Source organism: Binatus sp. (SeqCode) (assembly GCF_050013435.1).
Taxonomy (GTDB): Bacteria; Desulfobacterota; Binatia; order Binatales; family Binataceae; genus Binatus.
Map to the genome: position 1 here is coordinate 46,731 of NZ_JBEKFG010000003.1, position 21,587 is coordinate 68,317.

The 21,587-nt window shown below is 63.0% G+C and carries 19 protein-coding genes and 1 tRNA gene; 5 read left to right on the forward strand and 15 right to left on the reverse strand.

Annotation, left to right across the window (positions count from 1 at the left end; genetic code table 11):
* Positions 1–220: 220 nt before the first annotated feature.
* Positions 221–295 (reverse strand) — tRNA-Glu (locus tag ABSB13_RS01060).
* 161 nt (positions 296–456) lie between these two features.
* Between ABSB13_RS01060 and ABSB13_RS01065 the strand changes: the two genes are divergently transcribed.
* From ABSB13_RS01065 to ABSB13_RS01080, 4 genes are read left to right on the forward strand one after another with little or no spacing between them, the layout of a single operon-like run.
* The gene (locus ABSB13_RS01065) at positions 457–1,437 is read left to right on the forward strand and encodes a ketopantoate reductase family protein (protein ID WP_428104725.1); all 981 of its coding nucleotides are present in this window, start codon (positions 457–459) and stop codon (positions 1,435–1,437) included.
* On the forward strand, positions 1,434–1,916 hold the full coding sequence (locus ABSB13_RS01070) for a M67 family metallopeptidase (RefSeq protein WP_428104727.1): 483 nt from the start codon (positions 1,434–1,436) through the stop codon (positions 1,914–1,916). The genes ABSB13_RS01065 and ABSB13_RS01070 overlap by 4 nt, the downstream gene beginning before the upstream one ends.
* Before the next feature lie 29 nt (positions 1,917–1,945).
* Positions 1,946–2,245, forward strand: a complete 300-nt coding sequence (locus tag ABSB13_RS01075) for a type II toxin-antitoxin system RelE family toxin (protein ID WP_428104729.1) — start codon at positions 1,946–1,948, stop codon at positions 2,243–2,245.
* Complete coding sequence (locus ABSB13_RS01080) at positions 2,242–2,484, forward strand: type II toxin-antitoxin system Phd/YefM family antitoxin (protein WP_428104731.1); 243 nt, start codon at positions 2,242–2,244, stop codon at positions 2,482–2,484. The genes ABSB13_RS01075 and ABSB13_RS01080 overlap by 4 nt, the downstream gene beginning before the upstream one ends.
* Before the next feature lie 28 nt (positions 2,485–2,512).
* On the opposite strand, the gene ABSB13_RS01085 is transcribed toward ABSB13_RS01080, so the two are convergent.
* The 4 genes from ABSB13_RS01085 to ABSB13_RS01100 form a co-directional block, all read right to left on the reverse strand.
* Positions 2,513–3,916: a phenylacetate--CoA ligase family protein gene (locus ABSB13_RS01085; protein ID WP_428104733.1), complete on the reverse strand. Its 1,404-nt coding sequence runs from the start codon at positions 3,914–3,916 to the stop codon at positions 2,513–2,515.
* A gap of 188 nt (positions 3,917–4,104) precedes the next feature.
* Entirely contained in the window at positions 4,105–5,421 is a 1,317-nt protein-coding gene (locus ABSB13_RS01090; RefSeq protein WP_428104735.1) for an MFS transporter, read from the reverse strand.
* A gap of 18 nt (positions 5,422–5,439) precedes the next feature.
* Positions 5,440–5,883: a nitroreductase family deazaflavin-dependent oxidoreductase gene (locus ABSB13_RS01095; RefSeq protein ID WP_428104737.1), complete on the reverse strand. Its 444-nt coding sequence runs from the start codon at positions 5,881–5,883 to the stop codon at positions 5,440–5,442.
* Positions 5,884–5,940: 57 nt separating this feature from the next.
* On the reverse strand, positions 5,941–7,569 hold the full coding sequence (locus ABSB13_RS01100) for an NAD-dependent malic enzyme (RefSeq protein WP_428104739.1): 1,629 nt from the start codon (positions 7,567–7,569) through the stop codon (positions 5,941–5,943).
* 291 nt (positions 7,570–7,860) lie between these two features.
* On the opposite strand from ABSB13_RS01100, the gene ABSB13_RS01105 reads away from it, so the two are divergent.
* A complete protein-coding gene (locus tag ABSB13_RS01105; RefSeq protein ID WP_428104741.1) occupies positions 7,861–9,678 on the forward strand; it encodes a phosphoenolpyruvate carboxykinase (GTP) in 1,818 nt (605 codons plus the stop codon).
* A 593-nt stretch (positions 9,679–10,271) separates the two neighbouring features.
* Here the strand turns inward: ABSB13_RS01105 and ABSB13_RS01110 are convergent.
* From ABSB13_RS01110 to mraY, 10 genes are all read right to left on the reverse strand, one after another.
* On the reverse strand, positions 10,272–10,856 hold the full coding sequence (locus ABSB13_RS01110) for a hypothetical protein (RefSeq protein ID WP_428104743.1): 585 nt from the start codon (positions 10,854–10,856) through the stop codon (positions 10,272–10,274).
* A gap of 447 nt (positions 10,857–11,303) precedes the next feature.
* Positions 11,304–12,575, reverse strand: coding sequence for a cell division protein FtsZ (gene ftsZ / locus ABSB13_RS01115; protein ID WP_428104745.1), 1,272 nt, complete (start codon positions 12,573–12,575; stop codon positions 11,304–11,306).
* A gap of 68 nt (positions 12,576–12,643) precedes the next feature.
* Positions 12,644–13,861 (reverse strand): cell division protein FtsA, encoded by a 1,218-nt coding sequence (gene ftsA / locus ABSB13_RS01120; RefSeq protein WP_428104747.1) that lies wholly within the window; start codon positions 13,859–13,861, stop codon positions 12,644–12,646.
* Positions 13,858–14,652: a cell division protein FtsQ/DivIB gene (locus tag ABSB13_RS01125; RefSeq protein WP_428104749.1), complete on the reverse strand. Its 795-nt coding sequence runs from the start codon at positions 14,650–14,652 to the stop codon at positions 13,858–13,860. Before ABSB13_RS01125 ends, ftsA begins: the two co-directional genes overlap by 4 nt.
* A 20-nt stretch (positions 14,653–14,672) precedes the next feature.
* Complete coding sequence (murB, locus tag ABSB13_RS01130; RefSeq protein ID WP_428104751.1) at positions 14,673–15,575, reverse strand: UDP-N-acetylmuramate dehydrogenase; 903 nt, start codon at positions 15,573–15,575, stop codon at positions 14,673–14,675.
* On the reverse strand, positions 15,562–16,983 hold the full coding sequence (gene murC / locus ABSB13_RS01135; RefSeq protein WP_428104793.1) for a UDP-N-acetylmuramate--L-alanine ligase: 1,422 nt from the start codon (positions 16,981–16,983) through the stop codon (positions 15,562–15,564). The genes murB and murC overlap by 14 nt, the downstream gene beginning before the upstream one ends.
* A gap of 5 nt (positions 16,984–16,988) precedes the next feature.
* Positions 16,989–18,071: an undecaprenyldiphospho-muramoylpentapeptide beta-N-acetylglucosaminyltransferase gene (murG, locus tag ABSB13_RS01140; RefSeq protein ID WP_428104752.1), complete on the reverse strand. Its 1,083-nt coding sequence runs from the start codon at positions 18,069–18,071 to the stop codon at positions 16,989–16,991.
* Positions 18,068–19,216, reverse strand: coding sequence for a putative lipid II flippase FtsW (ftsW, locus tag ABSB13_RS01145; RefSeq protein WP_428104754.1), 1,149 nt, complete (start codon positions 19,214–19,216; stop codon positions 18,068–18,070). The genes murG and ftsW overlap by 4 nt, the downstream gene beginning before the upstream one ends.
* A complete protein-coding gene (gene murD / locus ABSB13_RS01150; RefSeq protein WP_428104756.1) occupies positions 19,170–20,507 on the reverse strand; it encodes a UDP-N-acetylmuramoyl-L-alanine--D-glutamate ligase in 1,338 nt (445 codons plus the stop codon). The genes ftsW and murD overlap by 47 nt, the downstream gene beginning before the upstream one ends.
* Positions 20,507–21,586, reverse strand: a complete 1,080-nt coding sequence (gene mraY, locus ABSB13_RS01155; protein ID WP_428104758.1) for a phospho-N-acetylmuramoyl-pentapeptide-transferase — start codon at positions 21,584–21,586, stop codon at positions 20,507–20,509. Before mraY ends, murD begins: the two co-directional genes overlap by 1 nt.
* Between the last annotated feature and the right edge of the window lies 1 nt (position 21,587).

Here is a 21,587-nt window from a genome sequence, read left to right on the forward strand (position 1 = left end):
GCTGAACTATTTTGATGCTTATCTAATTAGATATATATCAAAATAGTTCCAGCGATCAAGCACTCGCCATCGCCTGCGCGCTGGTCGACGCTGTACGTCCAGCGTCTGCGGGCGCGAATCACGTCGAGTTCGTCCGGCTCAGCGCTCTTAACGTTGCGGTGCCGCCGGATGGGGCAGACAAAGGCGGACAATCGGGACTGTCGGAAGGAAGAGAGCTGAGCGTCCCCGACGGGATTTGAACCCGTGTTACCGACGTGAAAGGCCGGTGTCCTAGGCCGAGCTAGACGACGGGGACATAAGCATCGAAACCCGAAAATACAAACGCGCGCGATGCGCGCGCCTGACAGCCAAAAGTATCAGAGCCGCAAGAAGCGGAGCAAGTCATCGCGGCCAGCGGTCCAGCGGCCGCAAGCGCTGGCGTTGTCTGGAGAACCGGCTACCGATAATTTCGACACGATGTCCGATACTCCCATCTTGATCGCGGGCGCCGGCGCGATTGGCTCGATCCTCGGCGGGATGCTGCATGATGCCGGGCACGACGTCACGCTGCTTGGCCGGCCAGCGCATCTCGAGGCGATTGCACGCGGGGGCTTGAGAATTTCGGGACTGCTTGGCGATCGAATCGTCGCCGGCATGACGCTGGCCGACGATCCCGCCAGACTTGGCAGGCGCTTCGGATTAATCGTCTGCGCGGTCAAGAGTTATGACACCGAATCGATCGCGGCTGCGCTGGCCGACCGGTTGAGCGAAGACGGCGCGACCGTCTCGATGCAAAATGGCCTGGGCAATATCGAGTCGTTGATCGAGCGCTTCGGACGACGGCGCGTATTGGGCGCGCGCGTGATCTTCGGCGCGGAAATACCTTCGCCGGGCAGCGCGCACGTGACGGTTTTCGCGCAGCCGGTCGCAATCGGACCAGCGCCTGCGATTCATCGGGAGGACTCGCCGGCGCTGGCAGCGCGCGCCCGCGCGATCGCCGCAATGATCGACGCCGCCGGCGTTCCTGCCGTCGCTGTTGACGACATCATGCCCGTGCTGTGGACCAAGCTTCTGTACAACGTGGCGCTGAATCCGCTCGGCGCACTTCTGCAGCAGCATTACGGGGCGCTGGCCGGGGATCCGGACGTGAGGCCAATCATGGACAGCGCGATCGAGGAGGCATTCGCGGTCGCGCGCGCGCTCGGCATCGCCCTGCCCTTTTCGAGTGCGGCGGAGTATCGAAAAGTTTTTTACGAGCAGATGATTCCGCCGACGTCCAGCCATCGGCCGACGATGCTGCACGATCTTCATGTTCGCGGACGCACCGAGATCGGCGCGCTCAACGGCAAGATCGTCGAGCTTGCCGATCGCCTCGGAGTCAGCGCGGAGACGAATCGGATGCTCACTCGGCTCGTCCGAGCTGCGCAACGCGTCACTGAAAAAAAGGAGCACCGATGAAGGCGGCATCGATACGCCGCGCGAGCATGGATGCGATCGTCGCACAGGCTGAGCGCGAGTTCCCGTTCGAATGCTGCGGCTTCATCATCGGTGACAACGAAAACTCGGTCGAGGAAGTCCGCCCGGTCGCCAACATTCAGGACCGCATGCACACGCAAGATCCCGCGGCGTTCCCGCGTGACGCGCGCGCGGCTTTCCTGATGGAGCCGAAAGAGCATCTGGCGGTAATGAACGAAGTCGATCGGCGCAAGCTCGCGGTCCGCGCCGTTTACCATTCGCATCCCGATCACGACGCGTATTTTTCCGCGACCGATCGCGCGCAGGCGTGCTCGTTCGATCCGCCGGCACCCGACTATCCCGGAGTCGTTTACATCGTGATGTCGATTCGCGCCGGCAAATTCGCGAGCGCAGCCGCGTTCGCCTGGGATTTCGAAAAGCAGGACTTCGCCGAGACACCGCTGACCGTCGACGGATTGTAAGTAGTCACAATCTGAACTACACTGGTTTGATGCCGAAGCGAGCCGTAATGCTCGGCCCGGACGCGGTCCGTCAATTCAGGGCGCTCAGCGCCGCCGAACGCTCGCGGCTCAAGGCGGCAATGCAGGCCGCGCTCGCTGAAGATGACGCGACCGTTAAGAACAAGAACCGCTTGCGCTTGCGGCGGCCTTCCGGGCAGTACGAGTTCGAGTTCCGAGACGGCGATTTGCGCGTCTTCTATCGGGTCGAAGATGACCAGGTGATCGTCGACGCAATCGGACGCAAGCGTGGCAACCAGCTTTTCATCGGAAGCAGGAAGGTGACTCTATGAAAATCGAGAACATTCGCGAGGTCAAAACGCGGTTCAGCCGCTACGTCAAGGAGCTGCCGAAAAGCGGCTCGGTCCTGATCACCAAGAACGGCCGGCCATGCGCGGCACTGGTGCCGGTTACCGAAGACACCGACCTCGAAGCGCTGGCGCTGTCCCAGAACAAGCGCTTCTGGAAACTTATCGACGACGCAGTCGCGCGTGGGAAAAAAGAGGGCTTCGTCGATCTGGCGGACCTGTAAGCCCCGGCGCCCGCTGCGGCAAGCGTCTCTATAAGGTGGGTAAGGGAATGAAGCGCTTCAGTTTCCCAGCATCCTGGCGCTCGATCCTATCAACCCGGCGCACGATCACTTCCGGTGCGGGCAGGCCAAGGCCGATGAGCCGTTGAGCCAGCGTGGATCGGAGGGCCTCGATATCGACGGTGGCGCGAGCAACGATAGCGATCTCGGCCCCGCGTTGCGTCTGCCGGACCTGGTATTCGACGATCGCCGGATCTTTGCCGAGCGAGGAACGGAAGTTCAGCGGGTGAACGGTGGTCCCGCTTGCGTAACGGAACACGTCGTCGGCTCGGCCGTGCACGTCGGCTACCTTGAGATAGGCCGAGCCGCAGCGACAAGGGCCGGCGGCGATCTGGAACTCGTCGGTAATCTCGTAGCGGATAAGCGGCATGATTCGATTGTAAAGGTTGGTCACGAGGATTTTGGCCGAGCGCTGGCCGCGGGGGACCGGATTGCCGTGCTCATCAATCGGTTCGATGATGTTCAGATCCTCCCCGATGTGGAAACCCGCGCCAGCCGGGCAACAAAACGCGCCGCCGTTGGATTCGCTGGCCGCCCAACCGTTCGCAACCGGAGCGCTCCAGGTCGCTTCAACCATCGCTCGAACCTCCGGCAGCAGCGGCTCGGAAGTGCTCCAGATGAGCGCGGGTGCGATGTGCAGATGGCCGCTGTGCGCTTCCTCGCACAGAGCCGGCAGCATGCTGGGGTAGGTGTGCAGGAGCGACGGCTGTGCGCGATTCAGGATCGCAACGATTTCGGCGAGCGGCAGGCTGACGGGAGCTCGCACGCTGGGCCGCTCCGGATTCGAGAACGTTTGTCCAAGAGCGCTGGTCGCGTGGCTCGCCACGTACGCCGACACGGTTGCGAAGGGTCCCGGCTGCCGTCCAAGGCTCAGTAGAATATCGTAGAGGCCTCGCATCAAACCGAGCGCCGACGCCGCCCAGCCGTACCAGTCGTAGACAAATACGCCGCGCTTTCCACTGGAGCCGCCCGACGCGATCACATGCAAATCGTCAAGGAAGTACGAATCGGCGGCAAGTCCAGCGAGATGGGTTTCGGCGGCTGCAAGAGTGCAGCGGGGATCGGTGACGATTGCGTCCCAGTGCTCCATCAGGTCGCCCTTCGTCATCGGCGGAATATCGCGCAGGGCGGCCGGCGTCAGGCGATCGCCATCCAGCCCTCGCAGGCGTTCGCGATGCCACGGAGAAGAGCGCACTGCATGGCTCACGAGATCCCGCAGCGCGCGTGTCTGTTCGGCGTCGATCTCCGCTCTGGACCAACGCAAGCGCGCGAGGAACTCGGGCATGCGGCTCATCAGATACGAGAAGTGTCGCTGGCGCGTCTTTTCGTAAGATCCGGCTCCATTCGAAGCAATGGGTGTTGCGTCGTCGACCACCGCCACCTTGTAGCACCTTCATCATTGGCCCTAACAGGGCGGTGCCACGGGCACGGCAGGGGTGACCCCTGCACTCAGTGTTAAGGCCGCGCTCCGTTGTCGCGCGCGGGCAGGGGTGACCCCTGCCACGGCGGGTTTCACATAAAATGAAGTGATTTCCCCTTCCCCACCGCACGGCGGGGCGGGGATCAGTTCTCCGACGTGGTGAATTCCTCTTCCTTGCCGGCCATCTCGAGCGACATCCCGCGAGTTTCGTCGATCATCAGGCCGAACAGGATCGCAGCCGGGATTCCAATAATCGACAGCGCACCGACGACGATCGACAGCCCGCCCATCGCGTTCGCCAGCATCGCGACCGCGGCATTGGAGATGACGGCGCCGATGGCGCCGACCAATGCGAACCAACCGATCATGGTGCCGCGCAGCGGCGTGGGAAACAGCTCGGTCGCCGCCGCGTTGGTCGCGACGGTGCCCCCGTTGTCGCATACGTTGAACCAGAAAAACCCGGCCGACAGCCACATCAACGGCCACGCGAAATGCGCCGGCGGTCCCCAAAAAAACCACAAATGCCCGGCGGTGATGAAAATGCCGAAGCCGACCACCGTCGGCACGCGGCCGAAGCGCTCCGCCGCCCACGCGCCGAGTGGAAAACCAAGCAAGCCTATTCCGCCGGCGACAATCGTCATCGCGCTGGCGGCCGCCGCCGACAGGCCGACCACGGAAACCGCGTGATAATAGCCGAAGGCGTTGGCGGCGGTGGTCGAGATTGCGACGGCCAGCGCGCATACGATCATCGTGATCGAGCGTTTGCGATAGAGCGGCTGAAAGACGTCGTAAAAACGCGACCTGGCAGTGAATCCCGCAGCTTCGGAGAGCTCCCATCGCTCGCTCTCGGGTAACAGCCGCGCCATCGCGGGCAGCATCGCGACCCCCGCCGCTGAAATCACGAACATCCATCGCCACGACCATCCGTAGGCCACGAAGATCGGCATGAGGAAAACGCAGAGTCCGGCTCCCACCGAGGCCGCCAGACCGCCGAAGCTTTGGCCGCGTGCGCGACGGGCGATGGGAAGCTCTTCGGAAAGCATCACGATACAGCCGGCGCCGGCGGCGCCGAGGACCGCGTAGAGCGCGATCTGAAATGAAGTGAACGCGACAAAATTGGTGGCGAGCGCGGCTCCGATGCTGAAGACGGGAATCGCGGCCATGCACCACAGGATCATGCGGCGGCGTCCGTGCCGGTCGATCATCCGTGAAAGCGCGAGCGCGCCCAGCGCGGAGAGCGAGATCCATGCGAACAGGCGGGCGATACCGGCGCCGTCGAGATGGAAGCTGATTGCGATCCACGGCGCCGCAACCGAGACAATCGAGGCCGCGAAGCCCTGGTAAAAGAGCATCGCGACCAGCGCGATGACGGTCACCCGCTCGCGCCGGGCGGACTGGCCGGCGGCATCGAGCTGCTCGTGATTCGGGGCGGGGGCCGTCGGCGTCGCGGGATCAATCACAAATAAATTCGCGGCCCCTCAGGCGTCGGCGACCAGCTCAAAGACGGGCGTGCGCGACGCGACGGCGCCAAACGCGGCGGCGGGCGAGCCGGCGGGCACCTCGAAGAAACGCTGAACCTGGGAGGCGAAGCGATCGAGGAACGCCTTGATAATCTCGGGCTTGTCGGCATCGGCAAGCTCGCGAACGGCCAGCGATTCGGAACTGGAGCCGCGGCGCAGGACGACGCGACCGGCGGCGCGCGCGTTGCGCGCCCATGCAGTCTCGCCGCGAGCAGCCACCAGCCATCGGCGCCCCTGGAATTCAAGCAGGTTGACGGGAGTGGTGAAGCTCAACCCCGATTTTCTGCCGCGGACCTCGAGCAGGCGCATGTATCCGGGCGCGATTCCGAGCTTGACGGCGCGGCCCATCAGGCGGTTGAAGAATCGAGCGAGCGCGCTTTCCTTCTGAAAAGTCTCGGGCACGATGTGGAGGCCTCCGCGGCGAGGATATACGGCGAGCATACTCGGTGCATAGGCGCTTTATCCAAGCAGATGGTATTCGGGTTTGTAGGTCTGCGATCGGACGAATTGCCCGATATCCTTCGGCGCCGGGACGCGCGCCAGGCCGCGCGCGAAAATCACCTCCGCCACGCGCTCGGCGGCATATAGCTCGGTGTCGAATATCGTCGACACGGGAGGATAGATCAGCCCGGCATCGAGCTGGGCCGGAGTCACCTTTTCCGCCACCGCGCAGGCGGCAGCTATGAACATCTCATTGGTCACGCGGGTTGCGCGGGTCGCATAGACCGCCAGGCCTATCGCGGGAAAGATATAAACGTTGTTCCCCTGTCCGGGCACAAAGGTCTTGCCGCTAAGGTGCACCGGAGGAAACGGGCTGCCGCTGGCGAAGATGGCACGGCCCTCCGACCATCGGTAAGCCTCATCGGCGGAGCACTCGGAGTGCGAGGTCGGATTCGAGCAAGCGAAGATAATCGGGCGCTTGTTCATTCGCGACATCGTTTCGATCACGCGCTGGTTGAAGGCCTTGCCGACCGTGCTGACCCCGATGATCGCGGTGGGCTTGATCGACTCGATCGCATCGACAAAATCCCTGGTCGGCGCGTGGCGATGCGCGTAAGGCTTGTGGAAATCAGCCAGGTCAGTCCGGGTTGATTCCAGCAGTCCGTTGATGTCGAACAACCACAGTCGAGCGCGCGCATCCTGGGCGGCAACCCCCTCGAGCATCAACCTTTCGGTCAACAGACCCGAGATTCCGATCGCGGCGGAACCCGCGCCAAGGAACAGGAAGGTCTGGTCGGAGAGCTTGCCGCCTGTTGTGCGAAGCGCTCCGAGAATTCCCGCAAGCGCGACCGCCGCGGTGCCCTGGATGTCGTCGTTGAAGCAGCAAATCCGGTCGCGGTAGCGGGCGAGCAGCCGGATCGCGTCGGCGCCGGCCCAATCCTCGAACTGGACGCAGCAATTAGGGAACTCTTCCTGAACCGCGGTTATGAATTCCTCGACGAACTCATCCAACTGCGCGATCGGCGGGCGCGTCTGGCGCAAGCCCAGGTAGAGCGGGTCGCGCAGCAACGCCTCATTGTTGGTGCCACAGTCGATGAGGATGGGCAGAGAATACTGCGGCGGCACGCCGGCGCATGCGGTATAAAGCGCCAGCTTGCCGATCGGGATTCCCATGCCGTTTGCGCCGAGATCGCCAAGCCCCAGAATTCGCTGCCCGCTGCTGACCACGATGAAGCGCACGTCGCGCTGCGGCCAATTGCGCAGGGTTTCGCGGACCCGGCCCTTGCGCTTGATCGACAGGTAAAGGCCCTTGGGCCGGCGCATGATGTGGCCGAACTGGAGGCAGGCCTCGCCCACCGTCGGCGTATAGACCAGCGGCAGGAATTGCACCGGGTCCGACATGAGCACGCAGTAGAAGAGCGTCTCGTCGTTATCCTGCAGTTGCGACAAGTAGATGTATTTTTCCAGATCGTTGGGCTTGTGCGACAACTGAAGATGTATCCGCCGAATCTGATCTGCCTCGGAATCGATCCCTTCGGGCAAAAGCCCGTGCAGGCCCAGCGCCTCGCGCTCGGACTCGGTGAACGCGGTCGATTTATTCAATTGCGGATCACGCAGCAGCGCCAAGCCCCGCGGTGTACCTGCCATTTTACTTTCGCTGTCCTCCAATCCTGATTTTCAGGTCCGAACCGCCGAATCCGATCACCGGAAGATGTTGGTCCTGGCAAGCTCGACGTGGTCGCTGCCGGCAGTCATCCTGCGCCCCGCTCCAATCGCATTCAAGCCAGCGTGAATAAAGGCGTTTTAAGCGTAGTATAATTTAGTAGTTTACAATTAAAATGGAAGTCCGGGATTGCCCTCCGATGCGCGCAGGATTGCATTTTGCACCTGCGTTGGAATAGGAATTACGGTTCACAAATTTGGCCGAGGAGCGATGAAGTGACGCCCAACCCCGACAACACAACCAATTCACCGACCGGCGGCCGCGCGGTGCGCGATTGGGTCAAGCAAGTCGCCCGGCTCACCCGGCCCGATGCCGTGGTGTGGTGCGACGGTTCCGAAACAGAGAAAGATCGCCTCACCAGGCAGGCGCTCGCCGAGGGAATACTCATCGAGCTCAATCAGGCCAAACGGCCCGGCTGCTACCTGCATCGCTCGAACCCCAACGACGTTGCGCGCACCGAACAACTGACCTTCGTCTGCACTCCGAACAAAAAAGACGCCGGTCCTACCAACAATTGGTCCGATCCCGCCGAGACCTACACCAAGCTGCGCGGATGGCTCGACGGCTCGATGCGCGGGCGCACGATGTACGTGGTGCCGTACGTGCTGGGCCCGCTGGGGTCGCCGTTCTCGAAGGTCGGCATCGAGCTCACCGACAGCATCTACGTCGTGCTGAACATGCGAATCATGACGCGGATGGGCACGGCGGCGCTCGATCAACTCGGCGAGTCGCACGATTTCAATCGGGGAATTCATTGCACGCTCGATTTGAATCCCGAGCGCCGGCTGATTTGTCACTTCCCGCACGACAACACGATCATCTCGGTCGGCAGCGGCTACGGCGGCAACGCTTTGCTCAGCAAGAAATGTTTCGCACTTCGGATCGCAAGTTCGCTCGGCCGCGAGGAAGGCTGGCTCGCCGAGCACATGCTGATCCTCGGCCTGGAAAGTCCCAATGGCGAGACCACTTATGTCGCCGCCGCGTTTCCGAGCATGTGCGGCAAGACCAATCTTGCGATGCTGACGCCGCCGGCCGAGTTCAAGGGCTGGAAGGTGCACACGATTGGCGACGATATCGCGTGGCTGCGAGTCGGTCCCGACGGCGGCCTGTGGGCGGTCAATCCCGAGAACGGCTACTTCGCCGTCGCGCCCGGAAACAGCGAAAAATCGAACCTCAACGCGATGCGGATGCTCCATCATGATTCGATTTTCACCAACGTCGCGATGACCCCCGACGGCGACGTGTGGTGGGAAGGGATGGACACGCCGGCGCCCGACGGTCTGCTCGACTGGCAGGGACGCCCGTGGAAAAAAGGCTCGCCGGACAAAGCCGCGCATCCCAACAGCCGCTTCACGACTCCGATGCGCAACAATCCCGCCTGGTCGCCGCACGCCGACGATCCCCGCGGCGTGCCGATCTCCGCGATCATCTTCGGCGGACGACGCGCCACGACCGTGCCGCTGGTGCTCGAATCGACGGACTGGACACACGGCGTCTTCATGGGCGCGACGATGGGTTCCGAAACGACGGCGGCGGCGGCAGGAGCCGTCGGCGTGCTGCGGCGCGATCCGATGGCGATGCTGCCGTTTTGCGGCTACAACATGGGCGATTATTTCGCTCACTGGCTCAAGATGGGGATCGCGATCAAGAAACTGCCGCGCGTCTTCATGGTCAACTGGTTTCGCAAGGGAGCCGACGGCGACTTTATCTGGCCCGGCTACGGCGAAAATATGCGCGTGCTCAAATGGATGCTCGATCGAATCCATGGACACGCCGGTGGCCGCCAGACGCCGGTGGGAATCGTTCCCAATCAGGCAGACCTCGATCTCAAGGGCCTCGATCTGCCCGCGAGCACCGCACGCGATGCGCTCGCCATAAATCCCGCGGAATGGAAGGCGGAACTCGAATCCGCCGGCGAGTTTTTCGAAAAGATTGGTCCGACGATGCCGAAGGAATTGGAGGAACGCCGTCAAGCGATCCTCAAATCAATCCACGACGACGCCCCCGTGCAGCAAGTCGCCGCCGGCCGCTGACAGGCCCGCAGGATACGACGCTTTGCGCCGCACCCTCTGTCATCGTGACGACGCGTTCGCGCCGCACCCTCTGTCATCCTGACGACGCGAGCAACGCGAGCCGCGCGCGACAACGGAGTGCGCTCTTAATACTGCGTCGCCGCCGCAGCGGCCGCGCCAGCGAAGCCGGTACCGGTTTTGGAATCGCGCAACGCTCCTTAAATCAATCCACGACGACGCCCCCGCGCAGCAAGTCGCCGCCGGCCGCTGACAGGCCCGCAAGATACGCCGCGTTCGCGCCGCACCCTCTGTCATCCTGACGACGCGAGCAACGCGAGCCGAGGAAGGATCTCGGACAGCTTCGCGCCAGCGAAGCCGGTACCGGTTTTGGAATCGCGACGCCCGCGCCATCCGCTGCGCGCGTGCGCATCGACGGCTCGCTTCCAGCAGGTCCGCGGGCAGCTTCAGGGATATAGACTCCACGAGAGGTTCGCTCCAAAAAATCTCGATTAGATATCAGCCGCTGAATGCGCCGCGCTGGCCAGGGAAGCAATCCGAGTGGATTATCCGGGCTTAACTAACATGCGCGTTTTTCACGCGACCCGCTGACGACGTTACTGCGCCTCGAACTCCTTGCCCCACACCGCGAACAGATATCCTAAAAGCGCCCCTGCTCCCAACACCGCAAGGCCGACGTTTGGGCTAAGCCGTGCCGCAGCGAATATAAAAAACACAAAAAGAGCGGCGAACGAGGCAAAAGAAGCCACTAGACGATCCCGGGCTATTCCAGTTGGCTGAAGAAGCAAAAGGAGAGGCGAACAGATGAATCGCACTGAAAAATATAACACTCTGACCAACGCTTTTGCTGGATTCATTAGGTGAGGCTTCGATCTGCGTGGCTGCTGCGCCTCGCTCACAGCCCTGCCTCCCTTGTTTGTGACCCGCCCGAGGGCGTCTTCGAACTCTTTACCCCACACCGCAAACGAATATGCCAAAAGTGTTCCTACGGTCATCACCGCCACTTCGAAGCCAAATCCAAACCGTGCCGGAACGATTCGCGGGATGACGAAAACGACGACCCCCACGGTACAGGTTGCCACGATGCTCTCTATGCGCATTCCAGTAGGCCGGAAGAGCAAAATGACGGGCATGAAAACAAATCGCAGTAAAACGTATATCTTTTTGACAATTATCTTCATTCGTTGCAATTCAGTGAAACCGCTGCTGGCACGGACAAGCCCGCGTCGCCTTGCTCACCTCACAATACCGACATTAATCCAGCAGCGGGAGTCGTAAGACTTCGGCGCCTCGACTGTTTGCGCGATCGCCGGCGCTAATCGAGACGCTTGCGCAGGAACGTCGGGTCAGGGATGAACTGTTCAGCCTGCCCGCGCCGGACTTGGCGTGCTACGCATACGCTATGGTCAGCCGCCAGGATTCCCCGTACTCGCATCGCTCGCCGGAACTTGGGCGAGGCCGGTTATCGCGAAAAATTATTTTTGACGGAACAAAGCTAGCCCTTGTGGTCCGTACGTCACCAGACCACAACCGGTGGTATGAATTGCCCCTTTCCCAGCCCTGGCAAGACACGGCCTCCAGAGCGTCTGCGGACTCCGGTGCCGTATCTGCTCCCCGAATTGCCGGCGCTAGTCGAGATGCTTGCGCAGGAAGGTCGGGATGTCGAGCTTGTCGTCGCCGTCGAGCAGCGAATTGGGCTCGAGCTTCTCTCCATCCACCAGGCCCGCATCCTCGCCGCGGCGCCTGAAAGCCGGAATGTCCAGCGAACTGTCGTCCACGACCATTCCCATCCTGCGCACCGGCCTGTTGCCCGGGAACATCCTGACCTGCCCGGGCTGAGCCGCCGGCTTGACCTCCATCGGATCGACGGGCCGCGTCGAGGCCGCCGCGATCGGAGTGGTGACGGGAGCGCCCGACGGCGAATAGCGCGCCGGACCCCGGTCGAGATCGCCGAATCCCGTGGCGATAACCGTGACGCGAATCTCGTCGGTCATGGCGTCGTCGATCACGGCGCCGAAAATGATGTTCGCGTCCTCGTGCGCCTCTTCCTGGATCAGGCTGGCCGCCTCGTTGACTTCGTAGAGCGCCATGTCCGGGCCGCCGGTCACGTTGATCAGCAGGCCGCGCGCGCCCTTGATCGAAACGTCTTCGAGCAGCGGGCTCGAGATCGCACGCTGCGCCGCCTCGACTGCGCGATTTTCGCCCGACGCTGTCGCCGCGCCCATCATCGCCATGCCCATCTCGGCCATGATCGATCGCACGTCGGCAAAATCCAGATTGATCAGGCCATGGACTGTCACCAGTTCGGAAATACCGCGCACCGCCTGCAGCAGCACGTCGTCGGCCTTCTGAAACGATTCCTTCAACGAGGTATTTTTGCTCGCGACCGAGAGCAGGCGTTGATTGGGAATCGTGATGAGCGTATCGACGGCGTTCTTGAGCTCGCGCAGTCCTTCCTCCGCCTGCGCCATGCGGCGGCGGCCTTCGAACTGGAACGGCTTGGTTACGACACCGACGGTCAGCGCGCCGAGCTCGCGCGCGACGCGGGCAATCACCGGCGCAGAGCCGGTGCCGGTGCCGCCGCCCATCCCGGCGGTCACGAACACCATCTCCGCTTCCGACAGGATTTCGCGGATCCGTTCTTCGTCTTCGAGCGCGGCCTTGCGTCCGATTTCAGGATTGCCGCCGGTGCCGCGTCCGCGCGTGATCGCGTCACCGATCTGAACGCGCAGCGCCGCATGATTATTCTGCAGCGCCTGGATGTCGGTATTCACGGCGATGAAATCGACGTTGCGCAGCCCCACATTGATCATGTGGTTGACCGCGTTGCCGCCGCATCCACCAGCGCCGATTACCTTGATCCTCGCGCCCGGGTCGGGATTACTCACCAACTCAATCATTACAGATCCTCCTCCACCACCTACTGGCAAAACTTGTTGCCCGATAAATTTTTTCTTTCGGCGACTCCTCAAAAGAAGTCCCTCACCCAATCGCCAAGCCGCGAGCGCAGCCGCCCCAGCCTACCTGTTCTTCCCACGCCGTTGCCGATTCCATTCGCCGCGCTCTGGTGCAGCAGCAATCCCGCGGCCGTCGTGTACATCGGCTTCATCAGTTCTTCGGGCAGCCCCTTGAGGTTGATCGGAAGTCCGCGCCGCACCGGCACGCCGAAGATGCGCTCGGCCAGTTCCTGCGTGCCCTCCAGCAGCGAGGTGCCTCCGACCAGCACCACGCCCGAGGCAAGCCCGTCGGAAACCCCCGAGCGCAGCAACTCGCGCTGCACCATCGTGAAAATCTCTTCCATCCGCGGCTCGATAATTTCGCCGAGCAAGCGGCGCGCGATCACCCGCGGCTCGCGTCCGCCGACCCCCGGCACCTGCACCATCTCTTCGCGGCGCACGATCTGGTTGGTCGCCACGCCGAAGGTAATCTTGAGCCGCTCCGCTTCGGAAATCGGCGTGCGCAATCCCGCGGCGATATCGCTGGTAAGATGGTTTCCGCCAATCGGCAGCACCGCGGTATGCATCACCGCGCCGCCATGAAACACGATGATGTCGGTGGTGCCGCCGCCGAGATCGATCAGCGCTACTCCGAGCTCGCGTTCCTCCGGAAACAGCGCCGCGTCCGCCGACGCCAGCGGCTGGAAAACCATCTCCGACGGCGTGACACCCGCGCGCTCGCAGCACTTGGTGAGATTCTGGCCGTAGCTCTGCGCCGCGGTCACGATATGAATGCGCGCCTCGAGGCGCACTCCCGCCATCCCGTACGGCTCGCGCACGCCTTCCTGCTCATCGACCGCAAACTGCTGCGGCAGGATATGCAGCACTTGCCGATCGAGCGGGATTGCGACCGCGCGCGCCGCATCGATCACTCGATCGACGTCGCGCGAACTGACTTCACCGCCGCGCACCGCGACGATCCCGTGGCTGTTGAGGCCCTTTATATGCGGTCCCGCAATCCCAACCACGGCCGAACCCACCCGCACGCCGGAAGTTTTCTCCGCTTCCGCGACCGCCAATCGGATCGCATCGACCGTCGCCTCGATATTGACCACCACGCCCTTGCGCAACCCCGTGCACGGCGCGATGCCGTAACCGAGCGTCGCCAATTGGCCGTCGGGCAGCGACTCGCCGACGATTGCGCACACTTTGCTGGTGCCGACGTCCAATCCGGTGAGCAGATTTCTCATCGCGTCACGGACTCCCCGCTCGGCTGGAGCGAAACTTTTCGAATCCCGGCTTTATGTTTTGAATGGTTACCCTCGCCTGCATGCAGGCGCACGACCACCAGCCCCGGCGTGGTCAAATCGAGCGCGGCGATCAGGTTCTCGCGCCCCTGCCATTGCTGGCGCACCTTAATCGCGCGCTGAAGTTCCGTCGTCGCGCGATCGAGATCGATCACCACCTCGGTGCGCTCGCGTTCCAGAAAGAGCGACGCGGTCGCGTCATCATTAATTCGCATTTCCGAGATAATTTCGGACAGCTGCGCCTCCGCGCGCACCAGCACCGCCGCATAATCGACCATCTGTGGTCCACGCGCGTTGTCGAGCGCCGCGCCGCTCAACACCGGCAGATCGCCCTGCACCCCGGGTGAGACCGGCCCGCGCAGCTCGCCGCCGCTGAACAGCTCGTAGAAGCCGTCGTGGCGCTCGACGATCGCGATCGCGCCTTCACGCATGTCGCCCGCCGCCAGCACTGCGGCGCCCGGTTCGTGGCTGGCGCGATGGTAAATTCCGGCGCGTCCGGCCCACTGGGTCAGCAACGCCGGGTAGCTCGCGGCGGCGGTGCGCGCCGGCGCGAGCGAATCCATTATTTGATTTCGATATGAGCTGAGAGTCGCGCAAGTTCTGAGCGCGATTGCGCGGCCGGCCGTGCTGAATCCCGTCATCACGCCCAGCGCAAAAAAGGCGCACACGACCAGCCCGCCCAACCGCGGGCTCCATCCTGCCACCACCCTGCTTCCACCGCTGCGAACCGCCACCCCGCCACCTCAATCCCGCGTCACCAATCGCCGACCAGCTTAACCTCCGGTTCAAGCCAGACGCCGCTCTGCTCCCTGACCTTGATCCGCGCCATGTCGATCAGCGCGCGCACTTCCGCAGCCTGAGCGCCGCCAAGATTCACGATAAAATTTGCATGCTGATCGGAAAAAGCCGCGCCGCCCAGCCGCGTCCCCTTCAGACCCGCGCCTTCCAACAGCTTCCCCGCAAACTTGCCGGGCGGATTCTTGAAGATCGATCCGGCATTCGGCACGCCGCGGGGCTGGCGCGACGCACGCCTGGCCTTCAGCTCCGCGACTCGCGCCATCAGCTGTGCGCGATCGCCGCGAGCAAGCTCGAAATCGACGCGCGTGATTATGAAGTGCGCCGGCAGCTCGGTGCGCCGGTATGCGAACTTGACTTCGTCCCTGGTCAGCGCAAGCGCGTCGCCAGCCTCGGTGACGCCGTGGACCAGGGTGACCACCTTGGCGATTTCGCCGCCGAACGCGCCGGCGTTCATCACCAATCCGCCGCCGACCGTGCCGGGAATGCCTTCGCCGAATTCGAGCCCCTCAAGCCCCTGATCGACCACCGCCTGGACCAGGGCGCCGAACGCGGCAGCAGCGCCCGCGACGACTTTCGTGCCGTCAATTTTTATTTTGCCGAAGCCGTCGCCAAGCCTCACGACCAACCCGCGCACCCCGCGATCGCTCACCAGCAGATTGGTCCCCAAGCCGAGGCAAAAGCACGGCAGGCCCGCGCGATACGCCGCCGCCTTCGCGTGCATCAGCTCGGCTTCGTCCTCGACGGTGACGAACAAGTCCGCGGGCCCGCCAATGCGAAACGAGGTCAGCTCGGCCAGCGGCATCGCGCAGCGGACTCGCGCGCCAAATTTCTCGCGCAGCTCGCGTTCAAGCGCCTTCATGGATTTTGACCTCGGCGCTGAGCGCGTTGAGTACTTCACCGCCCGTCTTGTAGATATCGCCGGCGCCCAAAGTCGCGATCACGTCGCCGGCGCGCGAGCCTGACGCGATGCGCGCGGCGGGATCTTCCTCGGCGCCGAGGTAATGCACTTCGAGATGGCCCCGCGCACGCAGCGCCTCGTACAGACGCCGCGCGGAAACGTCGGCAATCGGCTCCTCGCCGGCCGGATATACGTCGAACAGGTAAAGCACGTCGGCATCGTCGAATGCCGACAGAAAATCGTCGAACAAATCGCGCAGCCGGGTGTATCGATGCGGCTGAAAGACCGCCACTACCCGGCGCTTGAACGATGCGCGCACCGCGGCCAGGGTGGCGCGCACCTCCGCCGGATGATGCGCATAGTCGTCGAGCACGATTCGTCCGGCCGCTTCGCCCTTGATCTCGAATCGCCGGCTGATTCCGCCGAACTTGGCCAGCGCCGCCGCCGCGCGCTCGAAACTGATTCCAATTTCCATCGCGACTGCGATCGCCGCGAGCGAGTTCATCGCAACATGCACGCCCGGCGTCGGTATGGTCACCGTGCCAAGCTGCTCGCCATTGCGAACCACCTCGAAGCGCGTGGAAAGGCCGTCGATTACGATCTTCTCGGCGCGCAGATCCGCGTCCTGCGCAACACCGTAGGTCACCATCGGCTTGCGAATCGACGCCATCAGGCCGCGCACGTTCACACTGTCGATTCCGAGCACGGCAACGCCGTAGAACGGCACCCGGTTGATAAAGTCCGCAAACGCCTGCCGCACCCGATCCATCGTGCCGTAGTGATCGAGATGCTCCGGATCGATGTTCGTCACCACCGCGATCGTCGGGATCAGCAGCAGAAACGACGCGTCGCTCTCGTCGGCCTCGGCAACCATGAAATCGCCGCGCCCCAGCCGGACGTTGGTGCCCGTATTGCGAATATTTCCGCCCACCGCGACCGTGGGATCGAGGTCTGCTTCTTCCATGATCAGCGCGATGAGACCGGTCGTGGTCGTCTTGCCATGAGTCCCCGCGACCGCCACGCCGAGCTTGGCCATCCGCAGCAGCTCACCGAGCATCTCGGCGCGCGCGATTACCGGAATTTTCAGCTCGCGCGCTCGCGCGACTTCAGGGTTCGAAAATTTTATCGCCGACGAGATTACCACCGCGTCGATGCCGGCCTCATCCTTCAGATGCGCCGGATGATGCCCCTGGCTGATTTGCGCACCCAGCGACGCGAGCCGCGTGATCGCCGCCGATGGTTTCACATCGCATCCGCTGACCCGCATCCCGAGCTTCAGGCACAGCTCGGCGATTGCGCTCATGCCGGCGCCGCCGATTCCGACGAAGTGCAGCCGCCGCTGACGCGTCAAGAGACCATTTGCGAGCAGTTCACTCACGCTGCCGCTTGCTCCGCAACTTCAAAACATATTCCGGCTACGTGGCGAGCGGCGTCCGGATGCGCCGCCTGATGCGCCCGCAGACCCATCTCGTCCAGCCGCGCCGGATTCCCGGTAAGCGCGTCAAGTTCGCGCGCGAGATTGGACGCAAGCTGCTCGTCATCGCGAACTATTATCGCTCCGCCGCGCTTTTCAATCACGCGCGCGTTGTGCAGTTGTTGCAAATCCTTATGGAACGGATAAGGCACGAAAATGGCCGCACGCGCGCCAAGAGCTATATCCGTGACCGTCATCGCGCCTGAACGTGCGACAACCAGATCGGCGCGATGCAGGGCGTCGGCGAGGTCGTCGATAAACGGCGTCACCTCAGCCGCGAGCCCCATTTCGCGGTATGCACTCCTCACCAACTCCTCATCCGCCTCCCCGGTCTGGTGGACAATGTTCAAATTTATAACACTTTTTCCGCAGATTTTGAAAGCCCCGACAACACCAATATTGACGCGATGTGCTCCCGATGAACCGCCTAAAACAAGGATTTGTAATTGCCCACCCTCCCGGGGTGATCGGTCAGGACGGTATTGAAAGCGGGTCGGATTACCCGTGACCGCGACTTTAGAGGAACTGAAATAAGCCGCACTGTCACTGAAGCCGACGCAGATTTTGTCCGCGAATCTCGACAACATCCGATTCGCCAGACCCGGCCGCGTGTTCTGCTCCATCAACACCAGCGGTGTCCGCGTCATGATCGCCGCCGCACCCATCGACGCCGACGCATATCCACCCGCGCTCACCACGAGGCTCGGACGAAAGCGCCTGACCAGCGACACCGCCAGCCCAATCGCGCGAACGAATTCCACCGACGCGCGCGCCCGCTCGATCGCGCTATGCCCGCGAATTCCATGCATCTCGAATAATTCGTAACGGTGCCCGCTCATCGGCAACCACTTCGCCTCGAGACCCGCGCTGGTGCCGACGAACAGCACCTCGATGCCGGGACGCTCGCGAATCAGTTCCTCGCCCAGCGCGACGGCCGGGAAGAGATGTCCTCCGGTGCCGCCGCCTGCGATTATCACCTTCATCGCACCGCCGGCCGGCGCCCGAGCGCGAGTAGCGCGCCCAGCGCCGCCATCGCGATGATGATCGAAGTGCCGCCGTAACTCAGGAACGGCAGAGGCAGCCCCTTGGTCGGGATCAGTCCGATCACCACCGACATGTTGATCAGCGCTTGAATCGAGAGCAGCGCGGTCAGTCCCACGGCCAGCAGGCTCGCGAACGGATCGGGCTCGTCGTGCGCGATTCGCATCCCCCGAAACAGGATCACCAGGAACAGCGCGACCACGACCGCCGCCCCGGCCAGGCCGAACTCCTCGCCAACCACCGCGAAAACAAAATCGGTGTGCGCCTCCGGCAGATAGAACATCTTCTGCCGTCCCGCGCCGAGACCTACGCCCCACTTGCCGCCTTCGCCCAGCGCGATGAACGATTGGACCAGCTGGAAGCCGGCTCCGCGCGCGACCGACCATGGATCGAGGAACGTCGTCAGCCGCTTCATGCGGTAGGATTTCGCTACTGCCTGGAATACCAACAGGCCGAGCGCTCCGCTGCCCGCGGCGGCAAGATGATCCCAGCGCGCGCCCGCCGCCCACAGCATCGCGAACAGGATCAGCGCGATCATCACGGTACTGCCGAAGTCCGGCTGCTTGAGAATCATCAGCGTGATCGGCCCGACGATCAGAAACACCGCCAGCGGTCCATGCGTGAACTCGCGGATCCGATCCTGCCGCTTGCTCAGGAACCTGGCGAGGAAAAAGACCAGCGCGAATTTCACCAGCTCCGACGGTTCCGCGACCACCGGTCCCAGCTTGAGCCAGCGCCGCGCGCCGCCCTTGATCAGCCCGAGCCCCGGAACGTAGAGCAGCACCAGCATCACGAGCGACACGATGAACAACGGCATCACGATTCGGCGCAGACCCGCCAGCGAGAATTGCGACAGCAGGGTCAAAATGACGAAGCCGGCCGCGATGTGCGCCAGGTGAAGCTTGAAGAAATGGAACGCGTCGCCGCGCTTCTCGATGCCGAGAAAGTACGTCGTGTTCAGCACCATCAGCAGCCCGAGCAACAGCAGCGCCGCCGCCGGCAGCCACAGCCACGGGTCGGGACGCCGATAGGTTACCGCGTCAAAGCGCCCGAACCAGCTCTTTATATACGTTGCCGCGTTCCGCATAGTCCTTGAACTGATCGAAGCTCGAGCACGCCGGCGACAGCAGGACCGTGTCGCCCGGCCGCGCCGCGCGCGCCGCATGTTCAACCGCCTCGCTTAGAGTCGCCACCAATTCGATCTGCGTCGCACCTTCGAGCGCCGCCGCCATCTTGTCCCGCGCCGCTCCGTTCAAAATCGCAAGCTTGACCTTCTCGCCGAGCGGCCGTCTCAGCGGCGCGTAATCTCCGCCCTTGTCGAGACCGCCGGCGATCAGAATTATCGGCGCCGCGATCGCGTCGATCGCCTCGACCACCGCGCCGACGTTGGTTCCCTTCGAGTCGTCGATATAAGTCACGCCGCCGCGCGCATGGACGACTTCGATTCGATGCGGCAGTCCGCGAAATGACGCGAGCGCGCGTTCGATATCTTCAGCCTCGACCCCAAGCGCGAGCGCCGCTGCCGACGCCGCCATCGCATTGGATATGTTGTGCCGCCCACGCAAGCGAAATCCTTCAAGGCCGATTCGCCCGCGACGCGCGCCGTCAAAATGCAAATCGAAGACGATCGCGTTTGACCGCTCGTCGAACCAAATCGACGCCGCGCCTTCGCCGCGCGCGTGACCGAAGCCGATCACCCGCGAGCGCACGCCGTCGGCGAGCTTCCACACATTGGGATCGTCGCGATTGAGAATCGCGTAGTCCGAAGCATCCTGGTTTTCGAACAAGCGCGCCTTCGCGCGCCCGTAGTCGGCGAGATCGCGATAGCGATCGAAGTGATCGTCGCTCAGATTCAGATGCACGCCGGCGTGCGGCCGGAATTTCTCGATCCATTCGAGCTGGAAGCTCGACACCTCGACGACCGCGGCGTCCCACTTGCCCTCGACCGCGTCGATTAGCGGCGTGCCCAGGTTGCCGCCGACGAACGTGCGCCGTCCCGACGCCTTCAAAATCTCGCCGACGAGCACCACGACCGTGCTCTTGCCGTTGGTGCCGGTGACCGCGGCGATCGGCGCCTTGAGGAAGCGGCTGGCGAGTTCGATTTCTCCGATTACCGGAATTCTCCGCTCGATCGCAGCCCGCAGCAGAATCGAATCGCGCGGTACTCCCGGACTGGTGACGACCAACTCGACGCCGTGCAGCCAGCTCGCATCTTCGGCGCCGAGCTTCAATGCGCCCGCAGGCAGTTTGCCGCGCTCGACGTCGACGCGTCGATCCGTCATCACGAGTTTCGCGCCGCGCGAGGCAAGGAACCGCGCCGCGGCGAGCCCGCTGACTCCCAGTCCCACGATCATCACGCGCTTGTCCGAAAGTTCCATCAACGCAACTTCAACGTGCTCAGTGCGACCAGCGCACACACGATCGATACAATCCAGAATCTGATCACGACCACGGTTTCGGGGATGCCCTTCAGTTCAAAATGATGATGCAGCGGCGCCATGAGAAAAAAACGCTTGTGCGTCGCCTTGAAATAGTAGCGCTGAATGATGGTCGAGAGCGCCTCTGCGACAAAAACTCCGCCGGCTATTGCCAGTGCGAGTTCCTGCTTGGCCAGCACGGCTACGGTTCCGAGCGCGCCGCCCAGCGCGAGCGCGCCCACGTCGCCCATCATCATCGAAGCCGGATAGGCGTTGAACCAGAGGAAGCCAAGCGACGCGGCAATCACCGACGCGCAGAAAATCGCAACCTCGCCGACGTTGGCGATGTACGGAATCTGCAAATAGCTCGCGAACTTGATGTTGCCGGCGACGTAGGTGAACGTCCAGTAGGTGAACGCGACGGTCATCACGGGTCCAATCGCGAGGCCGTCGAGCCCGTCGGTCAGGTTCACCGCATGCGAGCATCCCACGATCACGAGCATCGCGAACGGGATATAAAGCCACCAGTGAAGATCGGGATGAATGTTCTTCAGGAACGGCACCGTCAGATGGGTGTCGAAGCCGAGATACAGGACCAGCCACGCCGCGGCGATGAACGCGCACGAAAATGACCAGGCGAGCTTGACCGGGCCGCTCAGACCAAGCCCTTTGCCGCGGGTGAGCTTCAAGTAGTCGTCGGTGAAACCGATCGCGCCGAAAGACAGCGTCACGAAGATCGCGATCCAGACGTACGGATTGAGGATGTTGGCGAGCAGCAGCGTCGCCGCCAGCATCGACGCCACGATCAGCAGACCGCCCATCGTGGGCGTGCCGGCCTTCTTCTGATGCGCCTGCGGAACAACCTCGCGAATCGTCTGACCGATATGCAGCTCGCGAAACCGTTCAATTAGAATGGGTCCCAGAGCCAACGACAGCGCCAGCGCCGCCAGCCCGGCCAGCACCGATCGCAGCGTCTCGTACCTGAGCGCATTGAAGCCGGAATAATATTTGTGCAGGGGGTAGAGCAGCAGGTAGAGCATC